Here is a 24,717-nt window from a genome sequence, read left to right on the forward strand (position 1 = left end):
CCTGCTCTCAGTGCTGGCGGCTCTCCTTGCGCTGACGCACCACATAGATGGTGCAGGTGGCCGTGACCACCGCCAGCGCCGTTCCGGCGGCGACCTCCGCGGCGTTCATCCGGCCGATGTCGCCGCCGAGTCCGCCCCGCACACCGGCCGGAGCGACCGGGGCACTCGCGGTGGGTGTGGCGGATGGCGTGCCGACCGTGAGACCGACCTTCGCCGTGACACCGGGCGATGTGTTGCAGATGAACGTCACCTCGTAGACGGCGCCGGGCCGGGCCTCCCCGTCGACCGTGGCCGCGGCGGTGCCGCCCCTGGGGATGGTGACCGTGTCGAACACTCCGGAGCCGGCCGTGGCGGTTGTGGAGCACCCCCGGGCGGCCAGGCCGACCTGGCTCCCCGGCGCGATCACCGACGGAGTGACGGTGTATCCGGTCGCGGACGACGCGCCTCCCGACGTCTCGGCCCACGCGGTCGCGGCCGGAGCGGTCAGGGCGAGAGCGGCGGCGCCTAGCAGGGCGACGGGTGCGACGCCTATTGCGCGCATGGGTGATTCCTCCGGTTCCCCGAGGAGCAGTTGCGGAACGGTTTTCCACAAAACGTCAGAAATGCACCTCGACCCGCCAAACGCTAGAAGTCTCACATTTCACCGGCGATCCGAGTGCGCCGCCCGGGGCACCGGTTTCCCCCGAGCGGCGCACTCCGATCGCACTTCGACGGGACCGCTATCCGCCCGCCGCGCCGGGGAACATATCGAAGAAGGGAGCGGCGGTGGCCGAGATGCCCCGGCCGAAGGGGGAGTCGAAGTCCCAGATCAGAAAGAGCAGAAAGGCGATCAGAACGCTGAAGAGACCGGCCAGCAGCAGTTCGCGGAAGGTTCTGCGGATCTGCAGCGTGAAGATCAGTCCCACGGTCACCAGCGCCCCGATGATCAGGCCGAACCAGACCACGCCCGGCATGGTCGCACCGGCGCTCTGCCCGCGTGCGCTGCGGGCGTCGTCGACGGCGGCGACCTGATCGACCAGTGGCTGATACGCCTGCCCTTCGTGGTCGTTCTTCGGCCGGTAGTCGGTGACATCGGCGCGCACCCGGCCGAGGAGCCGGGCCCCCTCGTCGTCGAGGGAGCCGTGTTCGGTCATCGACCGCCACTCGTCGTGGACGACGTAGTGCACGTAGGCGTCGACGTCGGCGCGGATGCGCGTACGCACCTCGGTCGGGTAGACGGCGGAGCGAACACTCACCTCGTGCAGCGCCTGGGCCTCCTGGCGCACGTACTCCTGGGCGGCGCTGCGGCCCTCCCAGACTCCCGCGATGGCGAGACCCAGCACGATCGCGTAGACCACGCCGATCATCATCGTCATGTACTCGATTACGTCAGGCGTCTCGGACGGGTCGTCATCCTCTCCGATCCGGCGGTTGTTGAGTACGGCGATGGTCAGGACGACGGCACTGGCCGCGACCATCGCGAGGGTGAGAACAAGCCATTCCGACATGGGTTTCTCCGGAGGTCATCGGGAGCGGGGGCGCAGCACGGCGACGGCGAACACCGCGGGCGCCGTGATCAGCAGGGTGAGGGTGACCAGGGAGGTGCCGCGCCGCGGGACCTGGCGCGGCGGCTTGCGGTAGGTGGGGAGCGCCACCGGCCGGGGCGCGGGAGGCGTGGGGCGTACGGACGGCGAGGGTGAGGGTGTGGGCGAGGGGGGCGGCGGCACGGACTCCGGTTTCGGTTGGGGCCGTGCGGGCGGCGGGGGAGGCGGCGGAGGCGGTGGTGGTGGCGCGGGGTGCCGGGGTGGTGGCGCGGGCCGTCGGGTCGGCTCGGGCGCCGGGCCCGCGTGACAGGGGCCGTTGCCCGACACGGCGACTGCCGAATTCCCGCCGCCCTCACCGATGGAGGCATACGCGCAGTCGTCCGCCACGGCGGGTGCCGGGGCGGTCAGCAGCCAGAGGAGTACGACGGCTGCAGTGAGCCGCCCTATGAGTGATCCGTACACGACGGGGAGCATGTTCCGGCCGGTCGCGGGGCACGCCCGGGACGGTCCGGATTCCCCTGATGGTGGGGACCTGGGGGGCCGGGCGTTTGCGGCTCCGGGAATTCAGCGGTCACAACTGACCGGAGCGGTGGGGGTTTTACGCTCCGCCGTCGCCACATTGGCAAGGAAAGCCGTCAAAGGCGCCGCCACCAGGGCTTTGTCACCTTCGATCGGACCGAGGAAACTCAAGAACCGAGCCAATGACTGCCGACAGGTCCAACGCCCGGGCCCTTGGGGGCACATGGTACGTGGCGTCCACGGAGCTGAACCGATTGGTGCCGCCGAAGAACGCCCCAGCGCCTCTCCGGGACCGTTTCGTCGGCCGATGTCACCCGCAGCGACGGGACGGTTGCACATGCCAGTGGTGTGTGACCAATAACGGACGGCTAATTTCCGTTTCAGCTCGCCCTCTTGGCGGACGATCAGTAGCCTCTGGTCAACACTGACCATGAACATGGCCGGATCGCCGTGGCGACTTGTTGGAGACATCGATGGAGCGTCCCGCCTGGGCACCGCAAGGCATAGACATTTCGGTGCCGAGCGTGTCTCGCATGTACGACTTCTATCTGGGCGGATCGCACAATTTCGAGGTGGACCGGGAAGCGGCTCGCAAGGCCATGGAGTTCATGCCGGGGCTCCCCAAGATCATGCAGGCGAATCGGGCCTTTATGCGCAGGGCCGTGCGTTATGCGGTGAGCGAGGGCATCAACCAGTTCCTGGACATCGGCTCCGGAATACCGACCTTCGGCAATGTGCACGAAGTCGCCCGGGCGGCCGACCCCGAGGCCCGCGTCGCGTATGTCGATCACGATCCCGTCGCGGTCGCACACAGCCGGGTCGTACTCGAAGGAAACGAGCGGGCGGTGATCGCTGCCGCGGATCTCCGTAGTCCGCAGGACATCGTGAAGAGCCCGGAGATCGCGGGACTGCTCGATCTGGACCGTCCGGTGGCCCTGCTGCTCGTCGCCGTACTCCACTTCATCGAGGACTCCGACGACCCGCACACCGCCGTCGCCGAACTGCGCGAAGCCCTCGCCCCCGGCAGCCTCATCGTCATCACTCACGCCTCGTACGAGGGGATTCCGCTCGCCCCGGAGGAGGCGGGCGGCGCGGTCGGCGTCTACCGGGACATCCGTAACCCCCTGGTCATGCGGACGCGCGACGAGGTAACCCGGTTCTTCGAGGGGTACGCGATGGTCGAGCCCGGACTCGTGTCGATGCCGAACTGGCGCCCCGACACCCCCCTGGCACCGGAGCACGAGGACCCATTCGCCTTCTCGGGCTTCGCGGGAGTGGGACGCAAGGCGTGAGCATTCCCGCCCAATCGTCCGGAGCGCCCGACACGGAGCCCGACGGCCCCCAGGACCGGCTCCGGAGATTCGCCACCATCTGGAGCCGGGCCATCTTCCCCTCGACGGCCACCTCCATGACGCGCACGGAGCTCGAACAGCATCTGCTGCCGCTGGCCCGAGGGCTCAGCGACATCCTGCACGCACGGCCCTTCGACGCGGCTCCCGCGAGCGGCGTGGGCGCCGCTCTCGTCGCCGCGCACTGCACGGACCCGGACGCGCTCAGCAGCACGCTCGGCGTCATCGACTCGTATCTCGTGCTCTATTGCGGCGGCAACGGTGCGACGGTGCTGTCGACCGAGGACAGCAGGGCCCGCTGCGCCCGGATACAGCACGCCCTCGCGGGCGGGTTCACCCAGGCGCTGCGCGAGCGGACCCTCGCCGAGCAGGAGGCGATCGCCCGCTCCGCGCTCACCGCCCGCTCGGACGCGGAGCAGACCCTGCACGCCACCGAGGCGCGCTTCCGTGCCGTCTTCAAGGACGCGGCCATCGGCATCGGGATCGCCGATCTGAACGGCAATGTGCTGGAGGTCAACGACACCCTCACCCGGATGTTCGGCGGGCTCGAACACCATGTGCGCAGCCACAAGGTCAACGAGTGGGTGCACCCCGAGGACTCGCCGCAGGTGTGGAAGTACTACAACGAGCTGGTACGCGGCGAACGCGAGCACTACCGGGTCGAGAAGCCGTACTACCGCAACGACGGCACGGTGCTGTGGACCAATCTGACGGTTTCCCTGCTGCGCGACTCCGAGGGTCGGCCGGAGTATCAGCTGGCCCTGATGGAGGACACCACGGAACGCCGCCTGCTCAACCTGCGGCTGCGGTACGAGGCCACCCATGACGCGCTCACCGGCCTGCCCAACCGGACGCTGTTCTTCGAACGGCTGGAAAAGGCGCTCTCCGCCGACGACGGCAGCCGCTTCGGCCTGTGCTACCTCGACCTCGACGGCTTCAAGGCGATCAACGACAGCCTCGGCCACGCGACGGGGGACCGGCTGCTGGTCGAGGTGGCCGACCGGCTGCAGAGCTGCGCTACCGCGCCCGGCGAGATGGTGGCGCGGCTCGGCGGCGACGAGTTCGTGGCCCTGACCACCGGCCACGACACCCAGCGGGAGGTCGACGAGCTGGCCTGCCGCATCCTCGGCGTGCTCGGAACCCCGATCCGGCTGGACGGCCGTGAGCTGACCGTACGCGGATCCATCGGGATCGTCGAAGGGCCGGCCGGTGAACGGAGTGCCGCCGAGGTGCTGCGCAGCGCCGACATCACCATGTACCGGGCCAAGTCGGCGGGCGGCAACCGCTTCGAGCTCGCCGACGCCGAGGCGGACGCCCGCGCCATCACCCGGCACGGGCTGACCACCGCGCTGCCGACCGCCCTGGACCGCGGCGAGTTCTTCATCGAGTACCAGCCCCTCGTGCACCTCGGTGACGGCACGGTGCACGGTGCGGAGGCGCTGGTGCGCTGGTGCCACCCGCAGCACGGGGTGCTCGGTCCCGACCGGTTCATCCCGCTCGCCGAGCACACCGGGCTGATCGTGCCGCTCGGCCGCTGGGTGCTGGAGGAGTCCGTGCGCCAGGCCAACTTCTGGCAGGAGCGGCACAGCGACGGCGGCCCGCTGCGGATCAATGTCAACCTCTCGCCCACCCAGTTGCATCATCCGCGGCTGGTCGCCGAGACGGTCGACGTGCTGGAGCGGTCGGGGCTCGAAGCCGGGGCGCTCTGTCTGGAGGTCACGGAGTCCGCCCTCATCGGCGCGGATGATGATCTGCTCAAGCCGCTGCGGCAACTGGCGGACATGGGCGTCGACATAGCGCTCGACGACTTCGGCACCGGGTACTCGAACCTGGCGAACCTGCGCCGGCTTCCGGTGAGCGTCCTCAAACTGGACCGCTCCTTCACGCAGGGCATGCAGCGGCATCCGGTGGACCCGGTCGATCTGAAGATCGTCGAGGGAATCGTCTCGCTGGCGCACAGCCTGGACCTCGCGGTCACGGTGGAAGGCGTGGAGACCGCGGCCCAGGCGGAGCAGTTGCGGGAGCTGGGATGCGACACGGCCCAAGGGTGGTACTACGCCCGGCCCGGCGCCCCCGACCGGATCCACTCACTGCTGCTGGCCGACGCGGTGTGAGGGCCGGACGGGCTTGATCAGCAGAGGATCGAGCCCGTCCGGCTACCCGCGGAAGAAGGCCGGTCCGGGGAAGACCAAGCCCGTCCGGCGATCGAGGACACCGCGCGGCCGCAGATCGCGCAACCCGCTACACCCGCTCCGGACGGTTCTCCAGCAGCATTCGCTGCAACTCGCGGGCCGCGCGCGGCGGCGCCACATCGGTGCGGTGCGCGAGCGCGATCGTGCGCCGCAGGCCGGGACGGGCCAGCGGCGTGGTCCGCAGGTCGTGGCCGGCCCGGGTGGCGACCATGCTGGGCACCACGGCGATCCCGAGCCCCGCCCGGACGAAGCCGAGCACCGCGTCCATCTCGCCGCCCTCCACTGTGAACGACGGCTCGAAGCCCTCCGCCCGGCAGGCGGCCACGGTCAGTTCACGCAGGTCGTAGCCGTGCCGGAACATCACGAGGGATTCCTCCTGAAGGTCGGCGATCCGTACGCGGCTGCCCCGGCCGGGCCGCGGCGCCCGCACCGACGACACCACGACCAGGTCCTCCTGGAGCAGCTCGACCGTGGTGAGCGCGGGGGACGCGGCGGGCAGCGGCAGCACGACCAGGGCAAGATCGAGAGCCCCGCGCGCCAGCTCCCGTACGAGGTCCAGCGAGCCGCCCTCCTCCAGCAGCAGCTGGATCCCCGGATGCCGGTCATGGAAGGCGCGCAGCACGTCGGGGAGCAGGCCGGTGCAGAGGCTGGGTGTCGCGCCGAGCCGGACCCGGCCCCGGCGCAGCTGAGCCAGCTCCTGCACCTCGTGGCGTGCGGTGTCGGCGTCCGCGAGGATGCGGCGGGCCAGCGGCAGCAGGGCCTCGCCCGCGTCGGTGAGGGTGATGTTGCCGCGGGCCCGGCTGAACAGCTCCGCCCCCAGCTCGTTCTCCAGTGCCCTGATCTGCTGGGACAGCGAGGGCTGCGAGACATGCACCTCCTCGGCGGCGCGGGTGAAGTGACGGGTCTCGGCCACGGCCACGAAGTACGTCAGCTGCTGGAACTGCATACACGCAGCATAGCGGCGATGATAGTCCCTGCCTATGAATATGAGCCGCACCATGTCTTGGACTGATTGGGTCTTTCGGCCCTAGCTTCGTGTCCATGGCATTGGCAACACGGACGGACCGACGGCCGTCCATGACGCGTACGCTCTGGGACTCGTCCGTCGGCAAGAAGACGATCATGGCCGTGAGTGGCCTGATCATGCTCCTCTACTTGGTTGTCCACATGATCGGCAACCTGAAGATCTTCTTCGGGGCCGGCGAGTTCAACCACTACGCACACTGGCTGCGGACCATGGGGGAGCCCTTCCTGCACTACGAGTGGGCCCTGTGGATCGTCCGCGTCGTGCTCGTCGCCGCCGTGGTGCTGCACGCCACTTCCGCGTGCCAGCTGAGCCGGCGCGACATCAAGGCGCGCCCCGCCAAGTACGTGCACAAGAAGCCGCGCGCCAGCTATGCCACCCGCACCATGCGCTGGGGCGGGATCATCCTCGCCCTGTTCATCGTCTGGCACATCCTCGACCTGACGACGGGCACCGTGCACTCCGGCGGATTCCAGTCCGGGCACCCGTACCAGAACGTCGTCGACACCTTCTCCACCTGGTACGGCAACACGATCTACATCGTCGCCATGCTCGCCCTCGGACTCCACGTCCAGCACGGCTTCTGGAGCGCCGCCCAGACCCTCGGCGCGGGCAACGCGACCCGTGACCGTGTCCTCAAGACCATCGCCAACGTCCTCGCCCTGGTGCTGACGGTGGGCTTCATCTCCGTACCCGTCGCCGTCATGACCGGAGTCGTGAGCTGACATGACCGACTACTCGCACTACGAGACGGGCGCGCCCGTCGTCGACACCAAGGCCCCCGAAGGCCCCGTCGCCGAACGCTGGGACACCCGCCGCTTCCAGGCCAAGCTGGTCAACCCGGCAAACCGGCGCAAGCACACCGTCATCGTCGTCGGCACCGGACTCGCCGGCGGCTCGGCGGGTGCGACGCTGGCCGAACAGGGCTACCACGTCGTCCAGTTCTGCTTCCAGGACTCGCCCCGCCGTGCCCACTCCGTCGCCGCCCAGGGCGGCATCAACGCCGCGAAGAACTACCGCAACGACGGCGATTCGGTCCACCGGCTCTTCTACGACACGGTCAAGGGCGGCGACTTCCGCGCCCGCGAGTCCAACGTCCACCGGCTCGCCCAGATCTCCGTCGAGATCATCGACCAGTGCGTCGCCCAGGGCGTCCCCTTCGCCCGTGAGTACGGCGGCCTCCTCGACAACCGCTCCTTCGGCGGCGTCCAGGTCTCCCGCACGTTCTACGCCCGCGGCCAGACGGGACAGCAACTCCTCCTCGGCGCCTACCAGGCACTGTCGAGGCAGATCGCCGCCGGCAACGTCGAACTGCACGCCCGTACCGAGATGCTCGACCTGATCATCGTCGACGGCAAGGCACGCGGCATCGTCGCCCGCGACCTCATCACCGGGAAGATCGACACCTACTTCGCCGACGCGGTCGTCCTGGCCAGCGGCGGCTACGGCAACGTCTTCTACCTGTCGACCAACGCCATGAACTCCAACGCCACCGCCGTCTGGCGCGCCCACCGGCGCGGGGCGTACTTCGCCAACCCGTGCTTCACCCAGATCCACCCCACCTGCATCCCGCGCACCGGCGACCACCAGTCCAAGCTGACGCTGATGAGCGAGTCGCTGCGCAACGACGGCCGGATCTGGGTCCCGAAGGCCAAGGGCGACAACCGTCCCGCGAACGAGATCCCCGAGGACGAGCGGGACTACTACCTGGAGCGCATCTACCCCGCCTTCGGCAACCTCGTGCCCCGCGACATCGCCTCCCGCGCCGCGAAGAACGTCTGCGACGAGGGACGCGGCGTCGGCCCCGGCGGCCAGGGCGTCTACCTGGACTTCGCCGAGGCCATCCAGCGGATGGGCCGGGCCAAGGTCGAGGAGAAGTACGGCAACCTCTTCGACATGTACGCGCGGATCACCGCGGAGAACCCGTACGAGACCCCGATGCGGATCTACCCGGCCGTGCACTACACGATGGGCGGACTCTGGGTCGACTACGACCTCCAGACCACGATCCCCGGCCTGTTCGCGATCGGCGAGGCCAACTTCTCCGACCACGGGGCCAACCGGCTCGGCGCCTCCGCGCTGATGCAGGGTCTCGCCGACGGCTACTTCGTCCTGCCGTCGACCATCAACGACTACCTGGCCCGCAACCCGCACCACGACGAGGTCGACGCCTCGCACCCCGCCGTCGAAGAGGTCGTCGCCGACACCGAGGACCGGCTGAACCTGCTGCTCTCCATCGACGGCGACCGCACCCCCGACTCCTTCCACCGCGAGATCGGTGAACTCATGTGGGAGTACTGCGGCATGGCCCGCACCGAGGAGGGGCTGCGCAAGGCGCTCGACCGGATCCCGCAGATCCGCGAGGAGTTCTGGCGCCGCATCAAAGTGCCCGGCACCGGCGACGAGTTCAACCAGTCGCTGGAGAAGGCCAACCGCATCGTCGACTATCTGGAGCTCGCCGAGCTCATGTGCCTCGACGCCCTGCACCGCGCCGAGTCCTGCGGAGGCCACTTCCGCGAGGAGTCACAGACCCCGGACGGCGAAGCCGCCCGCCGGGACGAGGAGTTCTCGTACGCCGCCGCCTGGGAGTTCTCCGGCACCGGCGAGGCCCCCGTCCTGCACAAGGAAGACCTCGTCTTCGAGTACGTCCACCCCACTCAGCGGAGCTACGCATGAAGCTCACCCTGCGCGTCTGGCGCCAGAAGAACGCGGACGCCCCCGGCGCCATGTCCACCTACGAAGTGGACGGCATCTCGCAGGACATGTCGTTCCTGGAAATGCTCGACACCCTCAACGAGGAACTCATCCTCGCCGGCGACGACCCCGTCGCCTTCGACCACGACTGCCGCGAGGGCATCTGCGGCGCGTGCAGCCTCGTCATCAACGGCGACGCCCACGGCCCCGAACGCACCACCACCTGCCAGCTCCACATGCGGTCGTTCCGGGACGGCGACACCATCGACATCGAGCCCTGGCGCGCCTCGGCCTTCCCGGTCGTCAAGGACCTGGTCGTGGACCGCTCGGCCTTCGACCGGATCATCCAGGCGGGCGGCTACATCTCCGCACCCACCGGCACCGCCCCCGAGGCGCACGCCACGCCGGTGCCCAAGCCGGACGCCGACTTCGCCTTCGAACACGCCGAGTGCATCGGCTGCGGCGCCTGCGTCGCGGCCTGCCCCAACGGCTCCGCGATGCTCTTCACCTCGGCGAAGATCAACCACCTCAATGTCCTGCCACAGGGTGCCCCGGAGCGCGAGACCCGGGTGCTCGACATGGTCGGACAGATGGACAGCGAGGGCTTCGGCGGCTGCACCCTCACCGGGGAGTGCGCCACGGCCTGCCCGAAGGGCATTCCGTTGCCGTCGATCTCGGCCATGAACAAGGAATGGCTGCGCGCGACCCGGAAGGTGCACCGCTGAGAGAACGGCCGAGGTCCCGGCCCAGGAGGGGGCGGTGGTGGCGGCCTGCGCGCCGGTGAACATAGGCGAGTCGAGCCTGATCGGATCCTCAGGCGAGACGGAGGGACGCCCTGAGGTAGGCCGCCGTACGGCTGCCCGCCGCACGGGCGACCTCGGCGGGTGTCCCCGCCGCCACGATCCGGCCCCCGCGGTCGCCACCACCCGGCCCCAGGTCGATCACCCGGTCGGCGCCCGCCACCACTGCCATGTCGTGCTCGACGACCACTACGGTGTTGCCCGCGTCGACCAGACCGTGCAACTGCCGCATCAGCACCTCGACATCGGCGGGATGCAGCCCGGTCGTCGGCTCGTCCAGCAGATACAGGGTGTGGCCCCTACGGGTGCGCTGGAGCTCGGCGGCCAGCTTGATCCGCTGGGCCTCGCCACCCGACAGTTCCGTGGCGGGCTGACCGAGCCGCAGATAGCCGAGCCCGACATCGAGCAGCGTCCGCAGGCTGCGCTCGGCGGCGGGCGTTCCGGCGAAGAACCCGGCCGCCGACTCCACCGTCAGATCCAGCACCTGCGCGATGTCCAGACCGCGCAGGGTGACCTCCAGGGTCTCCGGGTTGTACCGGGCACCGTGGCAGTCCGGGCAGGGCGCGTACGTACTGGGCAGGAAGAGCAGTTCCACGGAGACGAACCCCTCACCCTGGCAGGTCTCGCAGCGTCCGCCCGCCACATTGAAGGAGAACCGTCCGGCCTTGTAACCGCGCTCACCTGCCGTGTCCGTCTCGGTGAACAACTTCCGTACGACGTCGAAGAGCCCGGTGTACGTGGCCAGATTGGACCGTGGGGTACGGCCGATCGGCTTCTGGTCGACCTGCACGAGCCGGTCCACCGCCTCCAGCCCCTGTGCCGACGTGCACCCGGGCGTAGGACGCTCCGCGGGCAGACCGGCGGCGGCGGACGCCTGCCGGTCGGCGAGGACGCCGGCCAGTACCTGGCTCACCAGCGTCGACTTCCCAGATCCCGAGACGCCGGTGACGGCCGTGAACACCCCGAGCGGGAACTCGGCGTCCACGCCCCGCACATTGTGGCGATCGACTCCGTTCAGCCTCAGCCACCCCGACGGCGTACGCACCTCGCGCACCGGTGCGGGCCCGTCGTCGAAGAGGAAGCGCCGGGTGGCCGACTCCGCCACCTCCGCGAGCCCGGCCGGGGGCCCGCTGTGCAGCACCCGCCCCCCGTGCTCACCCGCCAGCGGTCCCACATCCACCAGCCAGTCCGCCCGGCGCACGACATCCATCTGATGCTCCACGACGAAGACCGAGTTCCCGGCCTCCTTCAGCCGGCCGAGCACCCCCAGCAGCGACTCGGTGTCCGCCGGGTGCAGACCGGCCGACGGTTCGTCCAGCACATAGACGACACCGAACAGGCCGGACCGCAACTGGGTGGCGAGCCGCAGCCGTTGCAGCTCGCCGGAGGACAGCGTCGGAGCGGTCCGGTCGAGGCTGAGATAGCCGAGACCGAGCTCGGTGACCGTCTCGATCCGGGCGAGCAGATCCGTCGTCAGAACCCGCGCCGTGTCACCGCCGCCCGCCGTGCGCAGCACCTCCGCGAGCGAGGTGAGCGGCAGCCCGGCCAGTTCGGCGATCGAACGGCCGGCGAAGGTGACCGCCATCGCCTCCGGACGCAGCCGGCTGCCGCCGCAGACCGGGCAGGGGGCACTGGTCAGAAAGCGCTCGGCCTTGGCCCGAAGGGTGCGGCTCTTGGAGTCCGCGAAGGTGTGCATGACATACCGGCGGGCACTCATGTAAGTACCCTGGTACGGGCGTTGGATGCGCCCCGCCTCACGCACCGGATGGACCGTCACCACCGGCTGCTCATCGGTGAACAGGATCCACTCCCGGTCCCCGGCGTCCAGTTCACGCCACGGACGATCGACGTCGTAGCCCAGCGCGTCCAGTACATCGCGCAGGTTCTTGCCCTGCCAGGCCCCGGGCCAGGCGGCGATCGCACCATCCCGGACGGACAGCGAGGTGTCGGGGACGAGTAGTTCCTCGGTGGTGCGGTGGATGCGGCCGAGACCGTGGCACTCCGGACACGCCCCGGCGGCGGTGTTCGGCGAGAACGCGTCGGAGTCCAGCCGTTCGGCACCGGCCGGATAGTCCCCGGCGCGCGAGAACAGCATGCGCAGGGAGTTGGAGAGCGTGGTGACCGTTCCTACGGACGAACGGGCACCGGGCGCCGAGCGGCGCTGCTCCAGCGAGACGGCGGGCGGCAGCCCGGTGACCTCACCGACCGCGGGCGCACCGACCTGATGGATCAGCCGACGGGCGTACGGCGCGACGGACTCGAAGTAGCGGCGCTGCGCCTCGGCGTAGATCGTGCCGAACGCGAGGGAGGACTTCCCGGAGCCCGACACCCCGGTGAACACTGTGAGGGTCTCGCGCGGGATGTCGACCGAGACGTCCTGGAGGTTGTGCTCCCGGGCGCCGCGCACCCGGACGTATGGGTCGTGGGGGGTGGACATGCGCGAGGGGCTCCGTACGGATCGGGGCAGGCCGACGGCCTGGGGACAAACACCCCGATTCTAGGCGCCAGGACGGCGGAGGCCGGTCGGCCCGGCCCGGCCCCGGTCCGGCTTCGGCCGAGCTCCTAGCGTGAGGGGCGCAGGGCGCGCTTGATGGGGCGTCCCACGACGCTGCGGGCCCGCTGGTACGTGGAGCGCTGGGAGGGCAGCGCAGAGGCTTTCGAGAGCTTCCGCTGGAGCTGGGTGTTCTGGGTGGTGAGCTCCGTCAGCTGGGACTGGAGCCAGTTGAGGCGGTCACCCATCGTGGCGGCATCGGCGCCGACCCAGGGGCGGATGCCCGCAGGGAAGGCCAGTTTGCTCATCCGTGCCTCGAAGGCCGCGCCGCCGTCGCCGTGGGTGAAGGCGTTCTCCAGGCCGTTCTTGTCGAGGAAGTTCGTGAACCGGTCGAACCGTTCCCGGTGACCGCGCGTCAGCGGCCCGAAGTCCGCCTCGGCGTAGAGTTCGGCGGGGTCCAGGTGGGAGGGGACCTTGGCGAGCATCCGGTGCGGGATGTCGAAGTAGCGGCACAGCTCGAGTGTCCGGGAGTCGCCGCAGAGCACGGTGGCGGGCGTGCCGGCCAGCAGTGCCGCGATGTTGCCGTGGATGCGGGAGCCGAAGGAGAAGTCGAATCCCCGCAGGTCGTCCATCCAGGTGACCGGGTCGATGTATACGCGGACCTTGTCCTCCCGGTACATGGGGTGGTCGGGGTGGGTGGGGATGTCGGTGACCGAGGCGTTCTGGTGGGACAGGTCGCGCCAGTGCAGCTGACGGGCGTCGGAGAGGTTCTGGCCGATGAACCGGAGGTGGGGATAGTGCGCGTGGGTACGGCGGATGATGTGCCCGAGCTTGTGCTTCCGCACGGCGTCGTGCGATCCGTTGACGGCGATCCGCGACTCGGGTCCGAGGGGTCGGCCGCTCTCCCGGATGTCCAGTTTGCTGCCGTTGAGGAACATCGAGGGGCAGCCGATGACGTCCACGTCGCGAAAACCCATGTCCCGCAGATACCGCTCGGTGAACTCCCCGCGCACACCGATGGAGGCGCTGTGGTCGAGCACGGCCGAGACGAACGCGTAGACCGTGGGCTGCATGGGGCGCAGCCGGTCCGCGGTGTAGTCGACGCCCGTCTGGGCACCCACACCCGGGACGACGACGGGTATCTTCAGCTTCGAGATGAGCTGGGTCAGACGCGCCAACTGGCGTTCGAAGGACGGCCGGAAGGCGTTGGCGAGCGGGATGACGAAGACGTCGTACTCGCTGTTGATGCGGTCGGCGTCGGCGACCCTGGTGGCGATGCCGTTCGACACCACCTCGGAACGTGGCGTCTCAAGGATCTTGTGAGCGGCGTCACTGAAGATCAGATTCCCCGAGTTGGTGGCGAACACGTCCTCGTGGAGAGCGCGCTCGACCGGGACGACGTCGTAGGGGCTCTTCCCTGAACGCAGGAGTATTCGCTTCACATGGTTAACGTTGGATGCCACAAAGCTGAATATAGCTTTACGAATGCTTTTGGTTCCACGCACATCCTGTACAAGCTTTTGCGATCTGCGTGGAACGTAGGTACATGATCACACATCCGCGCGTGCGGGCGGGCGCGCGCGTTGAAGTGAGGCCCTCCCCGGGCGGTCGCGTGAGGTGCCCGCGCGACGCACTCTTGAGCGGCGGACGGCTCCGCCCGTACGCTGCGTCCGGCGCGCGGGCGCGCCCGACCGGGAGGTGGAAGCGCCGTCATGGCTGACGCTCTGTCCGATGAGGACATCCTCGAAGCGATCGCCCGGCACATCGGCCGGCCGGGACAGGGGCCCCGACTGCGGCGGACCGGCGCCGACATCGCACGGCTCCCGATGCTCGACCTGCACATCGTCCGGAGCCTGGAGACCCGTACCACGCGGGAGGAGTCCAGGCCCGGCGCCTACGACACGTCGGGGCGGCCCACGTACGAAGGCGATCTGCGCGACCACCCCGTCGAGCCGCCGAAGGATCCGGCGGTGTCACGAACGGTGGAGCTGGTGCTCCGCGGCTCGGTGCGAACGGTGCCCTGCGGCTGTGACGGCGGACGGCAGCCCTGCTCGCGGTGCCGGGCCACAGGCAAGCTGCGCTGCGACATCGGCCCCATATGTCCGGCCTGCAAGGGCGTCGATCCCTGCACCTGGTGTGACGGCACGGGCAAGCGCCGCAAGGACCGTACGGGGGCCGAGCCGGCTCGGGGGGATCCGGATGCCGGGCGGACCACCTGCGTGAAGTGCCGTAAGCCCCGCACCGCTTGTCCGGAATGTCATGGATGGGGTGCCAAGAAGTGTCCGCGGTGCGACGACACGGGCTTCAGGCCCTGCCCGGTCTGCGAGGGCGCGAGGACGGAGGCGCACGCCCCGTGCGACGGCACCGGCCTGATCACGCTGTGGACCGCGGGATCCGTCGGACAGGTGCCCGACCGGGCCCTGTTGAAGCTGCCGGAGCCGGCGCCGCCGTTGCGTGTCCGGCAGCAGACCGGACGCGCCGACGCGTGGGAGCGGGTCACCCTGGCCTCGGCCGGTGACCCGCTCCCCGAGGGTCTGGACCCGGCACACGTCAAGGCCGTCGAATCGGCCCTCGCGCCACGACAGGGCGAGGTGGCCCGGCACGTCGACATCCGTTGGATGCCCTTGGCCGCGGTCACGATCCCCGACGATCCCGACCACGTCTTCTACGTCTTTCCCGGGCGCGAGGGTCCGGAGGTCCTGCCGATCTGGTCGCGGCGCCGCTCCCTGCGGGTGGCGGTGGTGGTGGCCGTGGTCGTCGTACTGGTACTCCTGGCGGTGGCGCTCGTCTGATTTGCTGGTGGTGTGAGAAGCGACCACCGGCCTCTGGCCGTATTCGACTTGGACGGCACGCTCGCGGACAGCGGCCATCGGCAGCACTTCCTGGAGGGGCGGCGGCGTGACTGGAACGGCTTCTTCTCCGCCGCCGTCGACGACCCGCCGCTCCTCGAAGGCGTACGGCTGGTGCTGAGCAGCGCCGTGGAGTGCGAGGTCCGGTATCTCACCGGACGGCCCGAGCGGTGCCGCCGGGACACCGTGGCCTGGCTGGTGGAACAGGGGCTGCCCGAGGGGCGGTTGTACATGCGTCGCAACGACGACCGCAGGCCGGCCCGGCACACCAAGCTGGAAGTCCTGGAGCGGCTGGGCCGAGAGCGTGAGGTGCGGATGCTGGTCGATGACGACGAACTCGTCTGCGATGCGGCGGAGCTGGCCGGTTTCGCCGTGGTACGGGCCCGCTGGGCGCAGGCGTCGACCACGCTCAGGGACGCGCAGGGGCGCGAGGGCCGTACCTGAATCCGGCGCGGGCCCGGTCGCGACCCGGTGTGCGCAGGGTCGTGCCGGATCAGCTCGGCTCGTCGAGCCGGAAGCCCACTTTCAGGCCCACCTGGAAGTGCTCGATTTGGCCATCCTTGATCTCTCCGCGAACTTGCGTGATCTCGAACCAGTCGAGATTGTGCAACGTTTCCGAAGCTCTTGCGATGCCTCTGCGGATGGCGTCGTCGACGCCTTCATGGGAGCTCCCCACGATTTCGGTGACTCGATAGGTGTGATTTGTCATCTTATGACTCCTCTCGTCCCTACCACGTTGCCCCACCTGGTCCGGGTGCGCGAGGGGTCGGTGTGCAGATTGTGTGGCGAACGGGGTCTTGACCGGAGCAATGGTCCATACCAAAATCCAGCCACGCCCGTGCGAGCACCGCCCGCAGTCCCCCCACACCGGGTTCTGGAATTCGTTGTGCCGTTTCGCAGAAGGTGAACCTGGTGAAGAACCGCATACTTGTCGGAGCCGTCGCGCTCGTTTCCACCTGTGCGCTGGGCGGATGCGGATTCGTCCCGGGCTCGGGGGCGTCCGACAGCAGGACGGTCACGATCTGGCTGATGAGGAACAGCGTGTCCGCCGATTTCCTCAAGCGCTTCACGAAGGCGTACGAGGACGAGCACCCGGCCGTCCGGCTCGACTTCAAGATCCAGAGCTGGACCGGCATCGGGCCGAAAGTCACCGACGCGCTCCAGGGCAAGGACACCCCGGACGTCATCGAGGTCGGAAACACCCAGGTCGCCCAGTACGCGGAGAGCGGCGGGCTGCGCGACCTCACCCTGGAGTCCGTGCGCGACCTCGGTAGCGAGGACTGGCTGCCCGGTCTCGCCGAGCCGGGCAACGTCGACGGCGTTCAGTACGGAATCCCGTGGTACGCGGCCAATCGAGTGGTGATCTACAACAAGGACCTCTTCGAACAGGCCGGAATCAAGACCCCGCCGAAGACCCGGGACGAATGGATCGCGGACAGCGAACAGCTGAACCGCAACGGCAACCAGGGCATCTACCTCGCGGGCCAGAACTGGTACGTCCTCTCCGGATTCATCTGGGACGAGGGCGGCCAACTGGCCGACGACAGGGGCGGCGAGTGGGAAGGCGCCCTGAGCAGCCCCGGCGCACTCCGCGGCATGAGCTTCTACAAGGAACTCCAGGCGCTCGGTGACGGCCCCAAGAACGCGGACGAGGAAAGGCCCCCGCAGGCCAAGGTCTTTGCCAGGGGCGATGTCGCACAGATCATTTCGGTGCCCGGCACCGCCGCGCAGATCGAGCAACTGAACCCCGAACTCAAGGGAAAACTGGGCTACTTCCCGATCCCCGGAAAGACCGCGACGACCCCCGGCTCCGTTTTCACCGGCGGATCCGATCTGATCGTTCCCGAGAAGGCGGGACAGCGCGCCGCGGGCATCGATGTGATCAAGGCACTGGCCGGCCGGAAGTGGCAGGAAGAACTCGCCAAGGCCATGAGCTACGTGCCCAACAAGCCCGACCTCGCGCGTGCAGTCGTGGGCCAGGAGGGCACGGCCGCGATGGCCCGGGGCGCCACGAAGGGGCGCGCGACGCCCAACTCGCCGCAGTGGGCGAGTGTCGAGGCCGACAACCCGATCAAGCCGTACATGACGGCAGTCCTTGAGGGCGGCGACCCGCAGAAAGAGGCGAAGGCCGCCTCGGAGAAGATCACCGAACTGCTCGCGGGCAGCTGAACCGGGCGGCACCGAGCGGTACCGAGGCGCGGCGGCAGCTCCGGCCCGTGCCGGGGCACACCCGGGATTCAGCCTTCGCACATCCCGGCTCCCCCATGCGGTCATGTCGAATCCAGCCGGTCACGGAAGAAGTAAGGGGCCGGGCTTTCGCGGCAGTGCGACGGCCCGGCGGCCGCCCTTGCCGATCCGTCCCCGGAGACCGTCATGAACGCGCTGCCCGTCACCTCACTCGCCGCCGCCCCCGTTGTACCCGCGCAGCCCGTCCCGTCCGACCCACCGCGCTACCGGGTGTCCCTCGCCGTCGACCAGGACGAAGTGCGTGCGGCCCAGCGCCTGCGCCATCTGGTCTTCGCGGGTGAGCTCGGCGCCCGGCTGGAAGGAGCCGAGCCCGGCCTGGACAGCGATGCGTTCGACGCGTACTGCGACCACCTGCTGGTACGGGAGCAGGCCACCGGAGATGTCGTCGCCACCTACCGTGTGCTGCCGCCCGAGCGGGCGAGGATCGCCGGACGCCTCTACGCGGAGAGCGAGTTCGACCTCACGCGGCTCGGCCCGATCCGCGACGACCTGGTCGAGGTCGGCCGGTCCTGCGTCCACCCGGCCCACCGGGACGGCGCCGTGATCGCACTGATCTGGGCCGGACTCGCCCGCTACATGCAACGCACCGGACACAACTGGCTGGCGGGCTGCTGCTCGATACCCCTCGCGGATGGCGGCGTCGCCGCGGCCGGGGCATGGGAGACCGTACGGACGAAGCACCTGGCGCCCGAGGACCGCTGGGTCACTCCCCACCGCCTCTGGCAGCCCACCGCCGCAGGGCGAGGAGACGTGCCCACCGGACTTGCCACGCTCCCGCCTCTTCTCCGCGGCTATCTGCGACTGGGCGCCCAGGTCTGCGGAGCACCCGCGTACGACCCGGACTTCAACGTCGCCGACCTGTACGTACTGCTGTCGCTGCGCCGCACCGACCCCCGCTATCTGCGCCACTTCCTCGCGCTCACCGAACTGCGGTGAATCCCTGGGCAGCTGCCCGGACAGGCACCCTCGTGCCGATCCCGGCAGACAAACGGCCGGAACGCCGTGTCCGGCGCGGGGTGCCCCTGGTCCTGTCCTGTTGATCTTCGTGGATCGGCCCGGGGCGTCTGGTGCGGTGCATCGCAAGGCGGAGGATCGTCCTCGTACTGGACGTACTCGGGCGACTGACGACAACGCGGCGAGGTGCCGTGCCAGGCGTTCCGGGCCCGCGAAGATCGGCAGGACAGGGCCTGGTCGCCGCTCAGGCCGCCGTCGCCAGCGACAGCGCGAACCGGTCTCCGGAATCCGTCCACCACTGATCCAACCGCAGTCCGGCCACGGCGAGTTCGGCCCGGACTCCCTCCTTGCGGAACTTGGCCGACACCTCCGTACGCAACTCCTCGCCGGCCTCGAAGGGCACCACCAGATCCAGATCCGGGATCTTCACCGTGAGCGCCGCACGGGCTCGCAGCCGCATCTCGATCCACTCCCGTTCCGGGTCCCACAGCGCCACGTGATCGAAGTCGGCCGGGTCGAAGTCCGCCCCCAACTCCCGGTCGACGACCCGTAGTACATTCTTGTTGAACTCCGCCGTCACCCCGGCCGCATCGTCGTACGCGGCGACCAGCGCCTCCTCGTCCTTCACCAGATCCGTGCCGAGCAGCAGCCCGTCGCCGGGGGAGAGCAACGACCGCACCGACTTCAGGAACACCGACCGCTCGTCCGGCAGCAGATTGCCGATCGTGCCCCCGAGGAACGCGATCAGTCGCGGCCCCGGGGTGCCCGGCAGCGCGAGACCGCCGGTGAAGTCGGCGATCAGCGCGTGGACGGAGAGATCCGGCCGGTCCGCGAGCAGGGCCTCGGCGGCGCCGCGCAGGGCGCTCTCGCTGACATCGACCGGTACGTAACTGTGCAGCGCGGGCAGCGCGTCCAACAGGTGCCGGGTCTTCTCCGACGACCCCGATCCCAGCTCGATCAGGGTCCGCGCCCCGGACGCCGCTGCGATCTCCTCGGCGCGGTCGATCAGGATCTCGCGCTCGGCGCGGGTCGGGTAGTACTCGGGAAGCCGGGTGATCTCCTCGAACAGTTCACTGCCGTGTGCGTCGTAGAACCACTTGGGCGGCAGCGTCTTCGGACGCCGGGTCAGGCCGTGCAGCACATCGGCGCGCAGCGCCGCGTCCGTCGCGTCCACCGGCAGGGTGCGGGTCAGCAGAAAGGGACTCACTCCGTGGGCTCCTTGAGCGGGGTCAGCAGAACTTCGGTGCGGGTCGCCGTCAACAATGTCCGGTCGGGGACCGTGTGCCAGTGCGGATCGTCGTCGTACGGCTCCGAGGCCACGACCGTGCGCAGACCCGGCTCGGCGAGGTACCACAGGGTGTCGCCCCAGGCCGTCGCCACGATCGTGGCGCCGTCGACGAGCAGCAGATTCAGCCGCGATCGAGGCGCCGCGACCGCCACGTCCTGCACGGTGTCGGCGACGGCCTGCGGCAGTTCGTCACCGTCGGCGAGACGGTGGCGTACGAGGGCCCAGAGCAGGGCCGAGTCGCAACGGGCGGTGAGGGTCAGCAGCTCGGCCGGAGGCAGCGCGGCGGCGAGCGGGGCCAGGGAATCCGGCCAGCCCCGCACCGCACCGTTGTGACTGAACAGCAGCCGTCCGGCGGCGAACGGCGCGGCCGCCGCCTCACCGTCCGCCCCCGCCTCGGTGGCATCACGTACCGCCGCGAGCATCGCCGTACTGCGCACCACTCGGGCCAGATCGGCGAACGTCTGGTCGCCCCAGACGGGGCCCTCGCGCCGGTAGCGTCCCGGCACCGGGTCACCGTCCGCGTACCAGCCGACGCCGAAACCGTCTGCGTTGACGGTCCCGTGCCGCTGGTGTCTCGGCGCCCAGGACTGGCGCACCAGACCGTGCGGCGGTTGCGTCAGCAGTTCACCGAGAGCCACCGACGGTCCCAGATAAGCGATATGGCGGCACATCAGAGGTCCCTCGCGGTTCGGAAGCCGGAGAAGATCTGGCGCCGCACCGGCAGGTCCCAGTTGCGGAACGTCCCCCTGCACACCACCGGATCCACGGCGAAGGAACCGCCGCGCAGCACCTTGTGGGCCGGTCCGAAGAACACCTCGGAGTACTCGCGGTACGGGAACGCCGAGAAGCCCGGATAGGGTTCGAAGTCGCTCGACGTCCACTCCCACACGTCCCCGATCAACTGCCGTACGCCGAGCGGTGACCGGCCCGCGACGTACGCTCCCGCAGGTGCGGGCCGCAGATGGCGCTGGCCCAGGTTGGCCCGCTCGGGGCTCGGGTCCTCGTCGCCCCACGGATAGCGCAGCGAACGGCCCGACGCCGGGTCGTGGCGCGCCGCCTTCTCCCACTCCGCCTCCGAGGGGAGCCGACGCCCGGCCCAGCGCGCGTACGCGTCCGCCTCGTACCAGCTGACATGGAGCACCGGTTCGTTCTCGGGCACCGTCTCGGTCACTCCGAAGCGGCGGCGCAGCCACTGACCGGCGTCCCGGTGCCAGAACAGCGGAGCGGCCAGCTCGTGCTCACGGACCATCGCCCATCCCTCGGGGGCCCACCAGCGCCGCTCGGTGTAGCCGCCGTCCTCGATGAAACGCTGGTACGCGCCGCAGGTGACCGGGGTCGTATCGAGGAAGAAGCCCGGTACGTCGCGCACGTGCGCGGGACGCTCGTTGTCCAGGGCCCACGGCTCGGTGGACGTCCCCATGGTGAACGGACCGCCGGGGACCAGGACTTCGGCGGGCAGACCCGCCGCGTCGGTGGGGCCGGGCGGCACGGGCGCGGTCAGTACCGCAGGACCGGCCCGCAGCTGATGCGTGATCAGCATGGTTTCGTCGTGCTGCTGTTCGTGCTGGGCGATCATGCCGAAGGCGAACCCGTCCCGCACCAGCCTGCGGTCACCGCGCAATGCCGTGCTGTCGAGCACGTCCAGCGCCCGGTCACGTACCTCCGCGGCGTAGACCCGGGCCTCGGCGGGTGCCAGCAGCGGCAGCGAGGGGCGGGCAGCGCGGGGATGCTCGAAGGCGTCGTACAGCCCGTCGATCTCCGGGCGCATCGCCTCCCGCCCGGCCACCCCGCGCAGCAGCCACAGCTCCTCCTGATTACCGATGTGCGCGAGGTCCCAGACCAGCGGAGACATCAACGGCGAGTGCTGGGCGGTGAGTTCGTGGTCGTCCACACTCTCGGTGAGAAGCGTCGTGCGTTTCCGGGCGGTGAGCAGCGCGGCGAGGGCGCGCCGACGGAGCGCCTCGGTGTCCGTCTCGTCGGGCCCGGTCGGACCGCCCGGACCGGATGCGTCGGGTGCGGGGGAATCGGTCATGAGCGGTGCCCCTCGAAGTGGTGGTCCGAACCGCCGGCCGAATCGAGCGCGAGCAGTTCGGGAAGATCGTCGGCCGGACATCGGCCCCGGGCGACGAAGCGGTCGTTGAAGTCCGCCACCGCTTCCTGCACGGCCGTGGTCGCTCCCATCCGGGGCAGCGCCTCCAACGCGAGAGCGAAACAGGTGGCTGCCGCCGCCCGCAGTTCGGGATCGGTCAGGCCGTCGCGGGCTGCGCCCACCCAGAGCGGATTGCGCGGCGCCGGGCCCGGCCCGGCCGTCTCGGCCAGTGGTTTGACGGTGCGGTACACGGTCTCGGCGGCCTCCGGGTCGTCGAACAGGGCGGTAGTGAGGGCGAGCGGCACCAGCCACCCGTTCGCGCCGTGCTGCGCGTCGATCATGCGCAGCTCAAGGTGTCCGCGCGGGCGCACGGGCGGAAAGAGGGTGCTGATGTGGTAGTCGAGATCGGCGCGCACCGGTGGTCTGGGCGCGCCGGTACGGATCCAGTCGCGGAAGGTCAGCCCGTCCGGCACCGCCCACGGCCCGTCGTCGTCCCGGATGCACATCACCGGAGTGTCCAGAACATGCGTGGCCCAGGCGTCGCGGGGTGGCAGATGGCCGGTCGGCGCCAGGGACCGCCACGGATCGAGGCCGGCCCACAGCGACTGCCTGGTGGACCGCCACGGTGTGGGGCGGCCGTACTGGAAGGGCGAGTTGGCGAAGACCGCGACCAGCACGGCGCCCAGCAGATGGGACAGCTGCCAGCGCCGCCCGTAGCCGAGCGGACCGGGTTCCTCCTCTCCGGCGTCCAGACACACCTGGACGGACGCGGTGGTGCACATCATGGCGCGGCCCGCCGGTCCCGACCGGTCGAGCGAGACCTCCATGGCGTCGTAGCGGGGCTCGTGCAGCAGACGGCGCGGCGGATGCCACGGATCGACGCCGAGACCCGCCGGTGCGAGCCCCATCCGGTCGAGGGCGTCACGTACGGCGGTGAGATCGGCGGCGGTGGCATCGATGCACGCCATCAGGGAGTCGGCGGGGCGCGAGCTGAGCTCCAGCTGGCCGCCGGGTTCGAAGGTGAGCGCCGCGCTCAGGGGCAGGGCCCGGAGGAGGGCGGCGGCCGCGTCGAGACGGTGGTGGGGGACCGGGACACGGGGCTGATCCCGGTGGTGAATGAGCCATTCGAGTTCGACGCCGACCGCGCGGGGCGGCCCGGTCTTGAAGCAGATGCAGCGCAGTAAATCCTCGGCTTCGCCCTCGCCGAGGGGCGGGGCCTCGCCGGGCGGACCGTGGTCGCCGGGTGTGTTGCACGACATGCCGGGGCCTCCTTCTGCTCGGTTCGTCCGTACCACCCAAACCCGCAGGGGTGGATCGCACAAGAGTGCCCCTGCGTGTCGGAAATCCGATTGCATCCATGCCGCTGGAGGGCCGAGCATGCCCCGTATGCACCACACGGGGGAGTACCGATGAGCGCACGGTTGCGCGGCATCGCGCGAGAGACCGGGGCCATTGTCGAGGCCGGCCGCTACCGTACGCCGGAAGGGCGCGAGGTGAGCATCGAACGTGCGCTGGCAGCCGCACTCTCGGGCACCAGGCTGTACGGCCCCGAGCCGGTGCCCGTCGCCGCACTCGACTCCGACCGCACACCGGTCATCGAGGTCACCGACGAGAGCAGCCTGCGGGCGGCACGCCGGATGACCGGTGAGGGTCCCGGCAAGGTCGCGGTCCTGAACCACGCCTCCGCCCGCAATCCCGGCGGCGGATACCTCAACGGCGCACAGGCCCAGGAAGAGGCCCTGTGCCGGGGCTCGGCGCTGTACGCCACGCTGCTGCGCGCTTCCGACTACTACGCCCACCACCGCGCGGAACGCAGCGCCTTCTACACCGACCGGGTGATTCACTCACCCGGGGTGCCGGTGTTCCGGGATGACCGGGGTCGGCTGCTCGACACCCCGTACACCGCGGGCTTCCTCACCTCCCCGGCACCCAATGCCGGAGTCATCCGCAGCCGCACCCCCGAGGAGGCCCACCGCATCCCCGCCGCGCTCACGTCCCGTGCCGAGCGGGTGCTGGAGGTCGCGGCGGTACGCGGCTACCGCAGGCTGGTGCTGGGTGCCTGGGGCTGCGGTGTGTTCCGCAACGACCCGGCGCAGGTGGCCGGCGTGTTCCGGGCGCTGCTGCTGGACGGCGGCAGGTTCGCCGGCCACTTCGAGCAGATCGTCTTCGGCATCCTCGACCGCAGCCCCGATTCCGCCACCCGGTCCGCCTTCGACCGGACGTTCGGCGGTCAGCTCCAGCCGTAGCGCTCCCGCAGCCGGCCGACGACGGAATCGAACCGGTCACGGTCCAGCGCGCACGCCTCACGCCGCATCCCGTCCTCGTGCACCCGCAGCACCCGGTCCAGATCGACCCACGATGGACGGCCCGAGCTGTCCCACGGACCGGCCCCGAGCGCCACCCACTCGTGGTCCCCGTCGTGCTGCTTGCTCGACAACTGCACGGCGAGCAGCGTGCCCACCGCCTCCCGGGCCACCACCAGAACCGGACGGTCCTTGCCACGCCCGTCGTTCTCCTCGAACGGCACCCAGGTCCAGACGATCTCGCCGGGGTCCGGGTCACCGTCCCGGTCGGGGGCGTACACGGTGCGGACCGGGCCCACGTCGCGCGGGTCGGCCTCGGAGGTCGCGCAGGGTCCGGTGCGGCCGGGGAAACCGGCCGGGCTGTCGGTGCTGTGGTCACGGTGCTGGATGCTCAT

Annotated in this window: 22 protein-coding genes; 10 read left to right on the forward strand and 12 right to left on the reverse strand. The window is 69.9% G+C overall.

Features of this window, described 5'->3' with window-relative positions; all coding sequences use genetic code 11:
* Nucleotides 1-7: 7 nt before the first annotated feature.
* The 3 genes from ACZ7L9_RS27415 to ACZ7L9_RS27425 all read right to left on the reverse strand — a co-directional run bounded on the left by ACZ7L9_RS27415 (nt 8) and on the right by ACZ7L9_RS27425 (nt 1,634).
* Entirely contained in the window at nt 8-541 is a 534-nt protein-coding gene (locus ACZ7L9_RS27415) for a hypothetical protein (protein WP_471419189.1), read from the reverse strand.
* Nucleotides 542-719: 178 nt separating this feature from the next.
* Entirely contained in the window at nt 720-1,487 is a 768-nt protein-coding gene (locus ACZ7L9_RS27420) for a bestrophin-like domain (protein WP_471419191.1), read from the reverse strand.
* A gap of 15 nt (nt 1,488-1,502) precedes the next feature.
* Nucleotides 1,503-1,634 (reverse strand): hypothetical protein, encoded by a 132-nt coding sequence (locus ACZ7L9_RS27425; RefSeq protein WP_471419193.1) that lies wholly within the window; start codon nt 1,632-1,634, stop codon nt 1,503-1,505.
* A gap of 881 nt (nt 1,635-2,515) precedes the next feature.
* On the opposite strand from ACZ7L9_RS27425, the gene ACZ7L9_RS27430 reads away from it, so the two are divergent.
* Nucleotides 2,516-3,334 (forward strand): SAM-dependent methyltransferase, encoded by an 819-nt coding sequence (locus ACZ7L9_RS27430; RefSeq protein ID WP_471419194.1) that lies wholly within the window; start codon nt 2,516-2,518, stop codon nt 3,332-3,334.
* Nucleotides 3,331-5,505, forward strand: coding sequence for a putative bifunctional diguanylate cyclase/phosphodiesterase (locus ACZ7L9_RS27435; protein WP_471419196.1), 2,175 nt, complete (start codon nt 3,331-3,333; stop codon nt 5,503-5,505). The genes ACZ7L9_RS27430 and ACZ7L9_RS27435 overlap by 4 nt, the downstream gene beginning before the upstream one ends.
* A 127-nt stretch (nt 5,506-5,632) precedes the next feature.
* Here ACZ7L9_RS27435 and ACZ7L9_RS27440 read toward each other — a convergent pair whose 3' ends face one another.
* A complete protein-coding gene (locus ACZ7L9_RS27440) occupies nt 5,633-6,529 on the reverse strand; it encodes a LysR family transcriptional regulator (RefSeq protein ID WP_471419197.1) in 897 nt (298 codons plus the stop codon).
* A 95-nt stretch (nt 6,530-6,624) separates the two neighbouring features.
* Here ACZ7L9_RS27440 and ACZ7L9_RS27445 point away from each other — a divergent pair, with 95 nt between their 5' ends.
* Genes ACZ7L9_RS27445 through ACZ7L9_RS27455 form a run of 3 tightly spaced genes read left to right on the forward strand, consistent with a single transcriptional unit; the run spans nt 6,625 to nt 10,026 of the window.
* The gene (locus ACZ7L9_RS27445) at nt 6,625-7,332 is read left to right on the forward strand and encodes a succinate dehydrogenase (protein WP_471419198.1); all 708 of its coding nucleotides are present in this window, start codon (nt 6,625-6,627) and stop codon (nt 7,330-7,332) included.
* Nucleotide 7,333: 1 nt separating this feature from the next.
* Nucleotides 7,334-9,283: a fumarate reductase/succinate dehydrogenase flavoprotein subunit gene (locus ACZ7L9_RS27450; RefSeq protein WP_471419199.1), complete on the forward strand. Its 1,950-nt coding sequence runs from the start codon at nt 7,334-7,336 to the stop codon at nt 9,281-9,283.
* Nucleotides 9,280-10,026 carry a succinate dehydrogenase/fumarate reductase iron-sulfur subunit gene (locus tag ACZ7L9_RS27455; RefSeq protein WP_383754811.1) on the forward strand — a complete coding sequence of 249 codons (747 nt, stop codon included), beginning with the start codon at nt 9,280-9,282 and terminating at the stop codon, nt 10,024-10,026. Before ACZ7L9_RS27450 ends, ACZ7L9_RS27455 begins: the two co-directional genes overlap by 4 nt.
* Before the next feature lie 88 nt (nt 10,027-10,114).
* Here ACZ7L9_RS27455 and uvrA read toward each other — a convergent pair whose 3' ends face one another.
* Together uvrA and ACZ7L9_RS27465 are read right to left on the reverse strand one after the other, a co-directional pair.
* Nucleotides 10,115-12,538, reverse strand: a complete 2,424-nt coding sequence (uvrA, locus tag ACZ7L9_RS27460; RefSeq protein WP_471419200.1) for an excinuclease ABC subunit UvrA — start codon at nt 12,536-12,538, stop codon at nt 10,115-10,117.
* Between the two features lie 125 nt (nt 12,539-12,663).
* Nucleotides 12,664-14,055 (reverse strand): polysaccharide pyruvyl transferase family protein, encoded by a 1,392-nt coding sequence (locus ACZ7L9_RS27465; RefSeq protein WP_471419201.1) that lies wholly within the window; start codon nt 14,053-14,055, stop codon nt 12,664-12,666.
* Between the two features lie 249 nt (nt 14,056-14,304).
* Between ACZ7L9_RS27465 and ACZ7L9_RS27470 the strand changes: the two genes are divergently transcribed.
* Nucleotides 14,305-15,384 (forward strand): hypothetical protein, encoded by a 1,080-nt coding sequence (locus tag ACZ7L9_RS27470; protein ID WP_471419203.1) that lies wholly within the window; start codon nt 14,305-14,307, stop codon nt 15,382-15,384.
* Between the two features lie 12 nt (nt 15,385-15,396).
* Nucleotides 15,397-15,885 (forward strand): phosphatase domain-containing protein, encoded by a 489-nt coding sequence (locus ACZ7L9_RS27475; protein ID WP_471419204.1) that lies wholly within the window; start codon nt 15,397-15,399, stop codon nt 15,883-15,885.
* A 49-nt stretch (nt 15,886-15,934) separates the two neighbouring features.
* Here the strand turns inward: ACZ7L9_RS27475 and ACZ7L9_RS27480 are convergent, their stop codons facing one another.
* Nucleotides 15,935-16,150, reverse strand: a complete 216-nt coding sequence (locus tag ACZ7L9_RS27480) for a dodecin (RefSeq protein WP_471419205.1) — start codon at nt 16,148-16,150, stop codon at nt 15,935-15,937.
* A gap of 203 nt (nt 16,151-16,353) precedes the next feature.
* On the opposite strand from ACZ7L9_RS27480, the gene ACZ7L9_RS27485 reads away from it, so the two are divergent.
* Together ACZ7L9_RS27485 and ACZ7L9_RS27490 are read left to right on the forward strand one after the other, a co-directional pair.
* On the forward strand, nt 16,354-17,610 hold the full coding sequence (locus ACZ7L9_RS27485; RefSeq protein WP_471419207.1) for an extracellular solute-binding protein: 1,257 nt from the start codon (nt 16,354-16,356) through the stop codon (nt 17,608-17,610).
* A 204-nt stretch (nt 17,611-17,814) separates the two neighbouring features.
* The gene (locus tag ACZ7L9_RS27490) at nt 17,815-18,624 is read left to right on the forward strand and encodes a GNAT family N-acetyltransferase (protein WP_471419209.1); all 810 of its coding nucleotides are present in this window, start codon (nt 17,815-17,817) and stop codon (nt 18,622-18,624) included.
* Between the two features lie 262 nt (nt 18,625-18,886).
* On the opposite strand, the gene egtD is transcribed toward ACZ7L9_RS27490, so the two are convergent.
* From egtD to egtA, 4 genes are read right to left on the reverse strand one after another with little or no spacing between them, the layout of a single operon-like run.
* Nucleotides 18,887-19,849, reverse strand: coding sequence for an L-histidine N(alpha)-methyltransferase (gene egtD, locus ACZ7L9_RS27495; RefSeq protein WP_471419211.1), 963 nt, complete (start codon nt 19,847-19,849; stop codon nt 18,887-18,889).
* The gene (gene egtC, locus ACZ7L9_RS27500) at nt 19,846-20,601 is read right to left on the reverse strand and encodes an ergothioneine biosynthesis protein EgtC (protein ID WP_471419213.1); all 756 of its coding nucleotides are present in this window, start codon (nt 20,599-20,601) and stop codon (nt 19,846-19,848) included. Before egtC ends, egtD begins: the two co-directional genes overlap by 4 nt.
* The gene (gene egtB / locus ACZ7L9_RS27505) at nt 20,601-21,962 is read right to left on the reverse strand and encodes an ergothioneine biosynthesis protein EgtB (protein ID WP_471419215.1); all 1,362 of its coding nucleotides are present in this window, start codon (nt 21,960-21,962) and stop codon (nt 20,601-20,603) included. Before egtB ends, egtC begins: the two co-directional genes overlap by 1 nt.
* Nucleotides 21,959-23,278, reverse strand: coding sequence for an ergothioneine biosynthesis glutamate--cysteine ligase EgtA (gene egtA / locus ACZ7L9_RS27510; RefSeq protein WP_471419217.1), 1,320 nt, complete (start codon nt 23,276-23,278; stop codon nt 21,959-21,961). Before egtA ends, egtB begins: the two co-directional genes overlap by 4 nt.
* A 150-nt stretch (nt 23,279-23,428) precedes the next feature.
* Here egtA and ACZ7L9_RS27515 point away from each other — a divergent pair, with 150 nt between their 5' ends.
* The gene (locus tag ACZ7L9_RS27515) at nt 23,429-24,265 is read left to right on the forward strand and encodes a TIGR02452 family protein (RefSeq protein ID WP_471419219.1); all 837 of its coding nucleotides are present in this window, start codon (nt 23,429-23,431) and stop codon (nt 24,263-24,265) included.
* Here ACZ7L9_RS27515 and ACZ7L9_RS27520 read toward each other — a convergent pair.
* Complete coding sequence (locus ACZ7L9_RS27520) at nt 24,250-24,717, reverse strand: type II toxin-antitoxin system PemK/MazF family toxin (RefSeq protein ID WP_471419221.1); 468 nt, start codon at nt 24,715-24,717, stop codon at nt 24,250-24,252. The two genes, ACZ7L9_RS27515 and ACZ7L9_RS27520, sit on opposite strands and share 16 nt — an antisense overlap.

The organism is Streptomyces sp. NPDC111516, assembly GCF_055635345.1.

Bases quoted from the DNA above. Each gene is read 5' to 3' on its own strand.
- ACZ7L9_RS27415 (WP_471419189.1), bottom strand. From the start codon at position 541: ATGCGCGCAATAGGCGTCGCACCCGTCGCCCTGCTAGGCGCCGCCGCT.
- ACZ7L9_RS27445 (WP_471419198.1), top strand. From the start codon at position 6,625: ATGGCATTGGCAACACGGACGGACCGACGGCCGTCCATGACGCGTACG.
- ACZ7L9_RS27490 (WP_471419209.1), top strand. From the start codon at position 17,815: ATGAACGCGCTGCCCGTCACCTCACTCGCCGCCGCCCCCGTTGTACCC.
- ACZ7L9_RS27420 (WP_471419191.1), bottom strand. From the start codon at position 1,487: ATGTCGGAATGGCTTGTTCTCACCCTCGCGATGGTCGCGGCCAGTGCC.
- ACZ7L9_RS27515 (WP_471419219.1), top strand. From the start codon at position 23,429: ATGAGCGCACGGTTGCGCGGCATCGCGCGAGAGACCGGGGCCATTGTC.
- ACZ7L9_RS27450 (WP_471419199.1), top strand. From the start codon at position 7,334: ATGACCGACTACTCGCACTACGAGACGGGCGCGCCCGTCGTCGACACC.
- ACZ7L9_RS27520 (WP_471419221.1), bottom strand. From the start codon at position 24,717: ATGAGCATCCAGCACCGTGACCACAGCACCGACAGCCCGGCCGGTTTC.
- ACZ7L9_RS27455 (WP_383754811.1), top strand. From the start codon at position 9,280: ATGAAGCTCACCCTGCGCGTCTGGCGCCAGAAGAACGCGGACGCCCCC.
- egtA (WP_471419217.1), bottom strand. From the start codon at position 23,278: ATGTCGTGCAACACACCCGGCGACCACGGTCCGCCCGGCGAGGCCCCG.
- ACZ7L9_RS27440 (WP_471419197.1), bottom strand. From the start codon at position 6,529: ATGCAGTTCCAGCAGCTGACGTACTTCGTGGCCGTGGCCGAGACCCGT.
- ACZ7L9_RS27470 (WP_471419203.1), top strand. From the start codon at position 14,305: ATGGCTGACGCTCTGTCCGATGAGGACATCCTCGAAGCGATCGCCCGG.
- uvrA (WP_471419200.1), bottom strand. From the start codon at position 12,538: ATGTCCACCCCCCACGACCCATACGTCCGGGTGCGCGGCGCCCGGGAG.
- ACZ7L9_RS27480 (WP_471419205.1), bottom strand. From the start codon at position 16,150: ATGACAAATCACACCTATCGAGTCACCGAAATCGTGGGGAGCTCCCAT.
- ACZ7L9_RS27430 (WP_471419194.1), top strand. From the start codon at position 2,516: ATGGAGCGTCCCGCCTGGGCACCGCAAGGCATAGACATTTCGGTGCCG.
- egtC (WP_471419213.1), bottom strand. From the start codon at position 20,601: ATGTGCCGCCATATCGCTTATCTGGGACCGTCGGTGGCTCTCGGTGAA.
- egtB (WP_471419215.1), bottom strand. From the start codon at position 21,962: ATGACCGATTCCCCCGCACCCGACGCATCCGGTCCGGGCGGTCCGACC.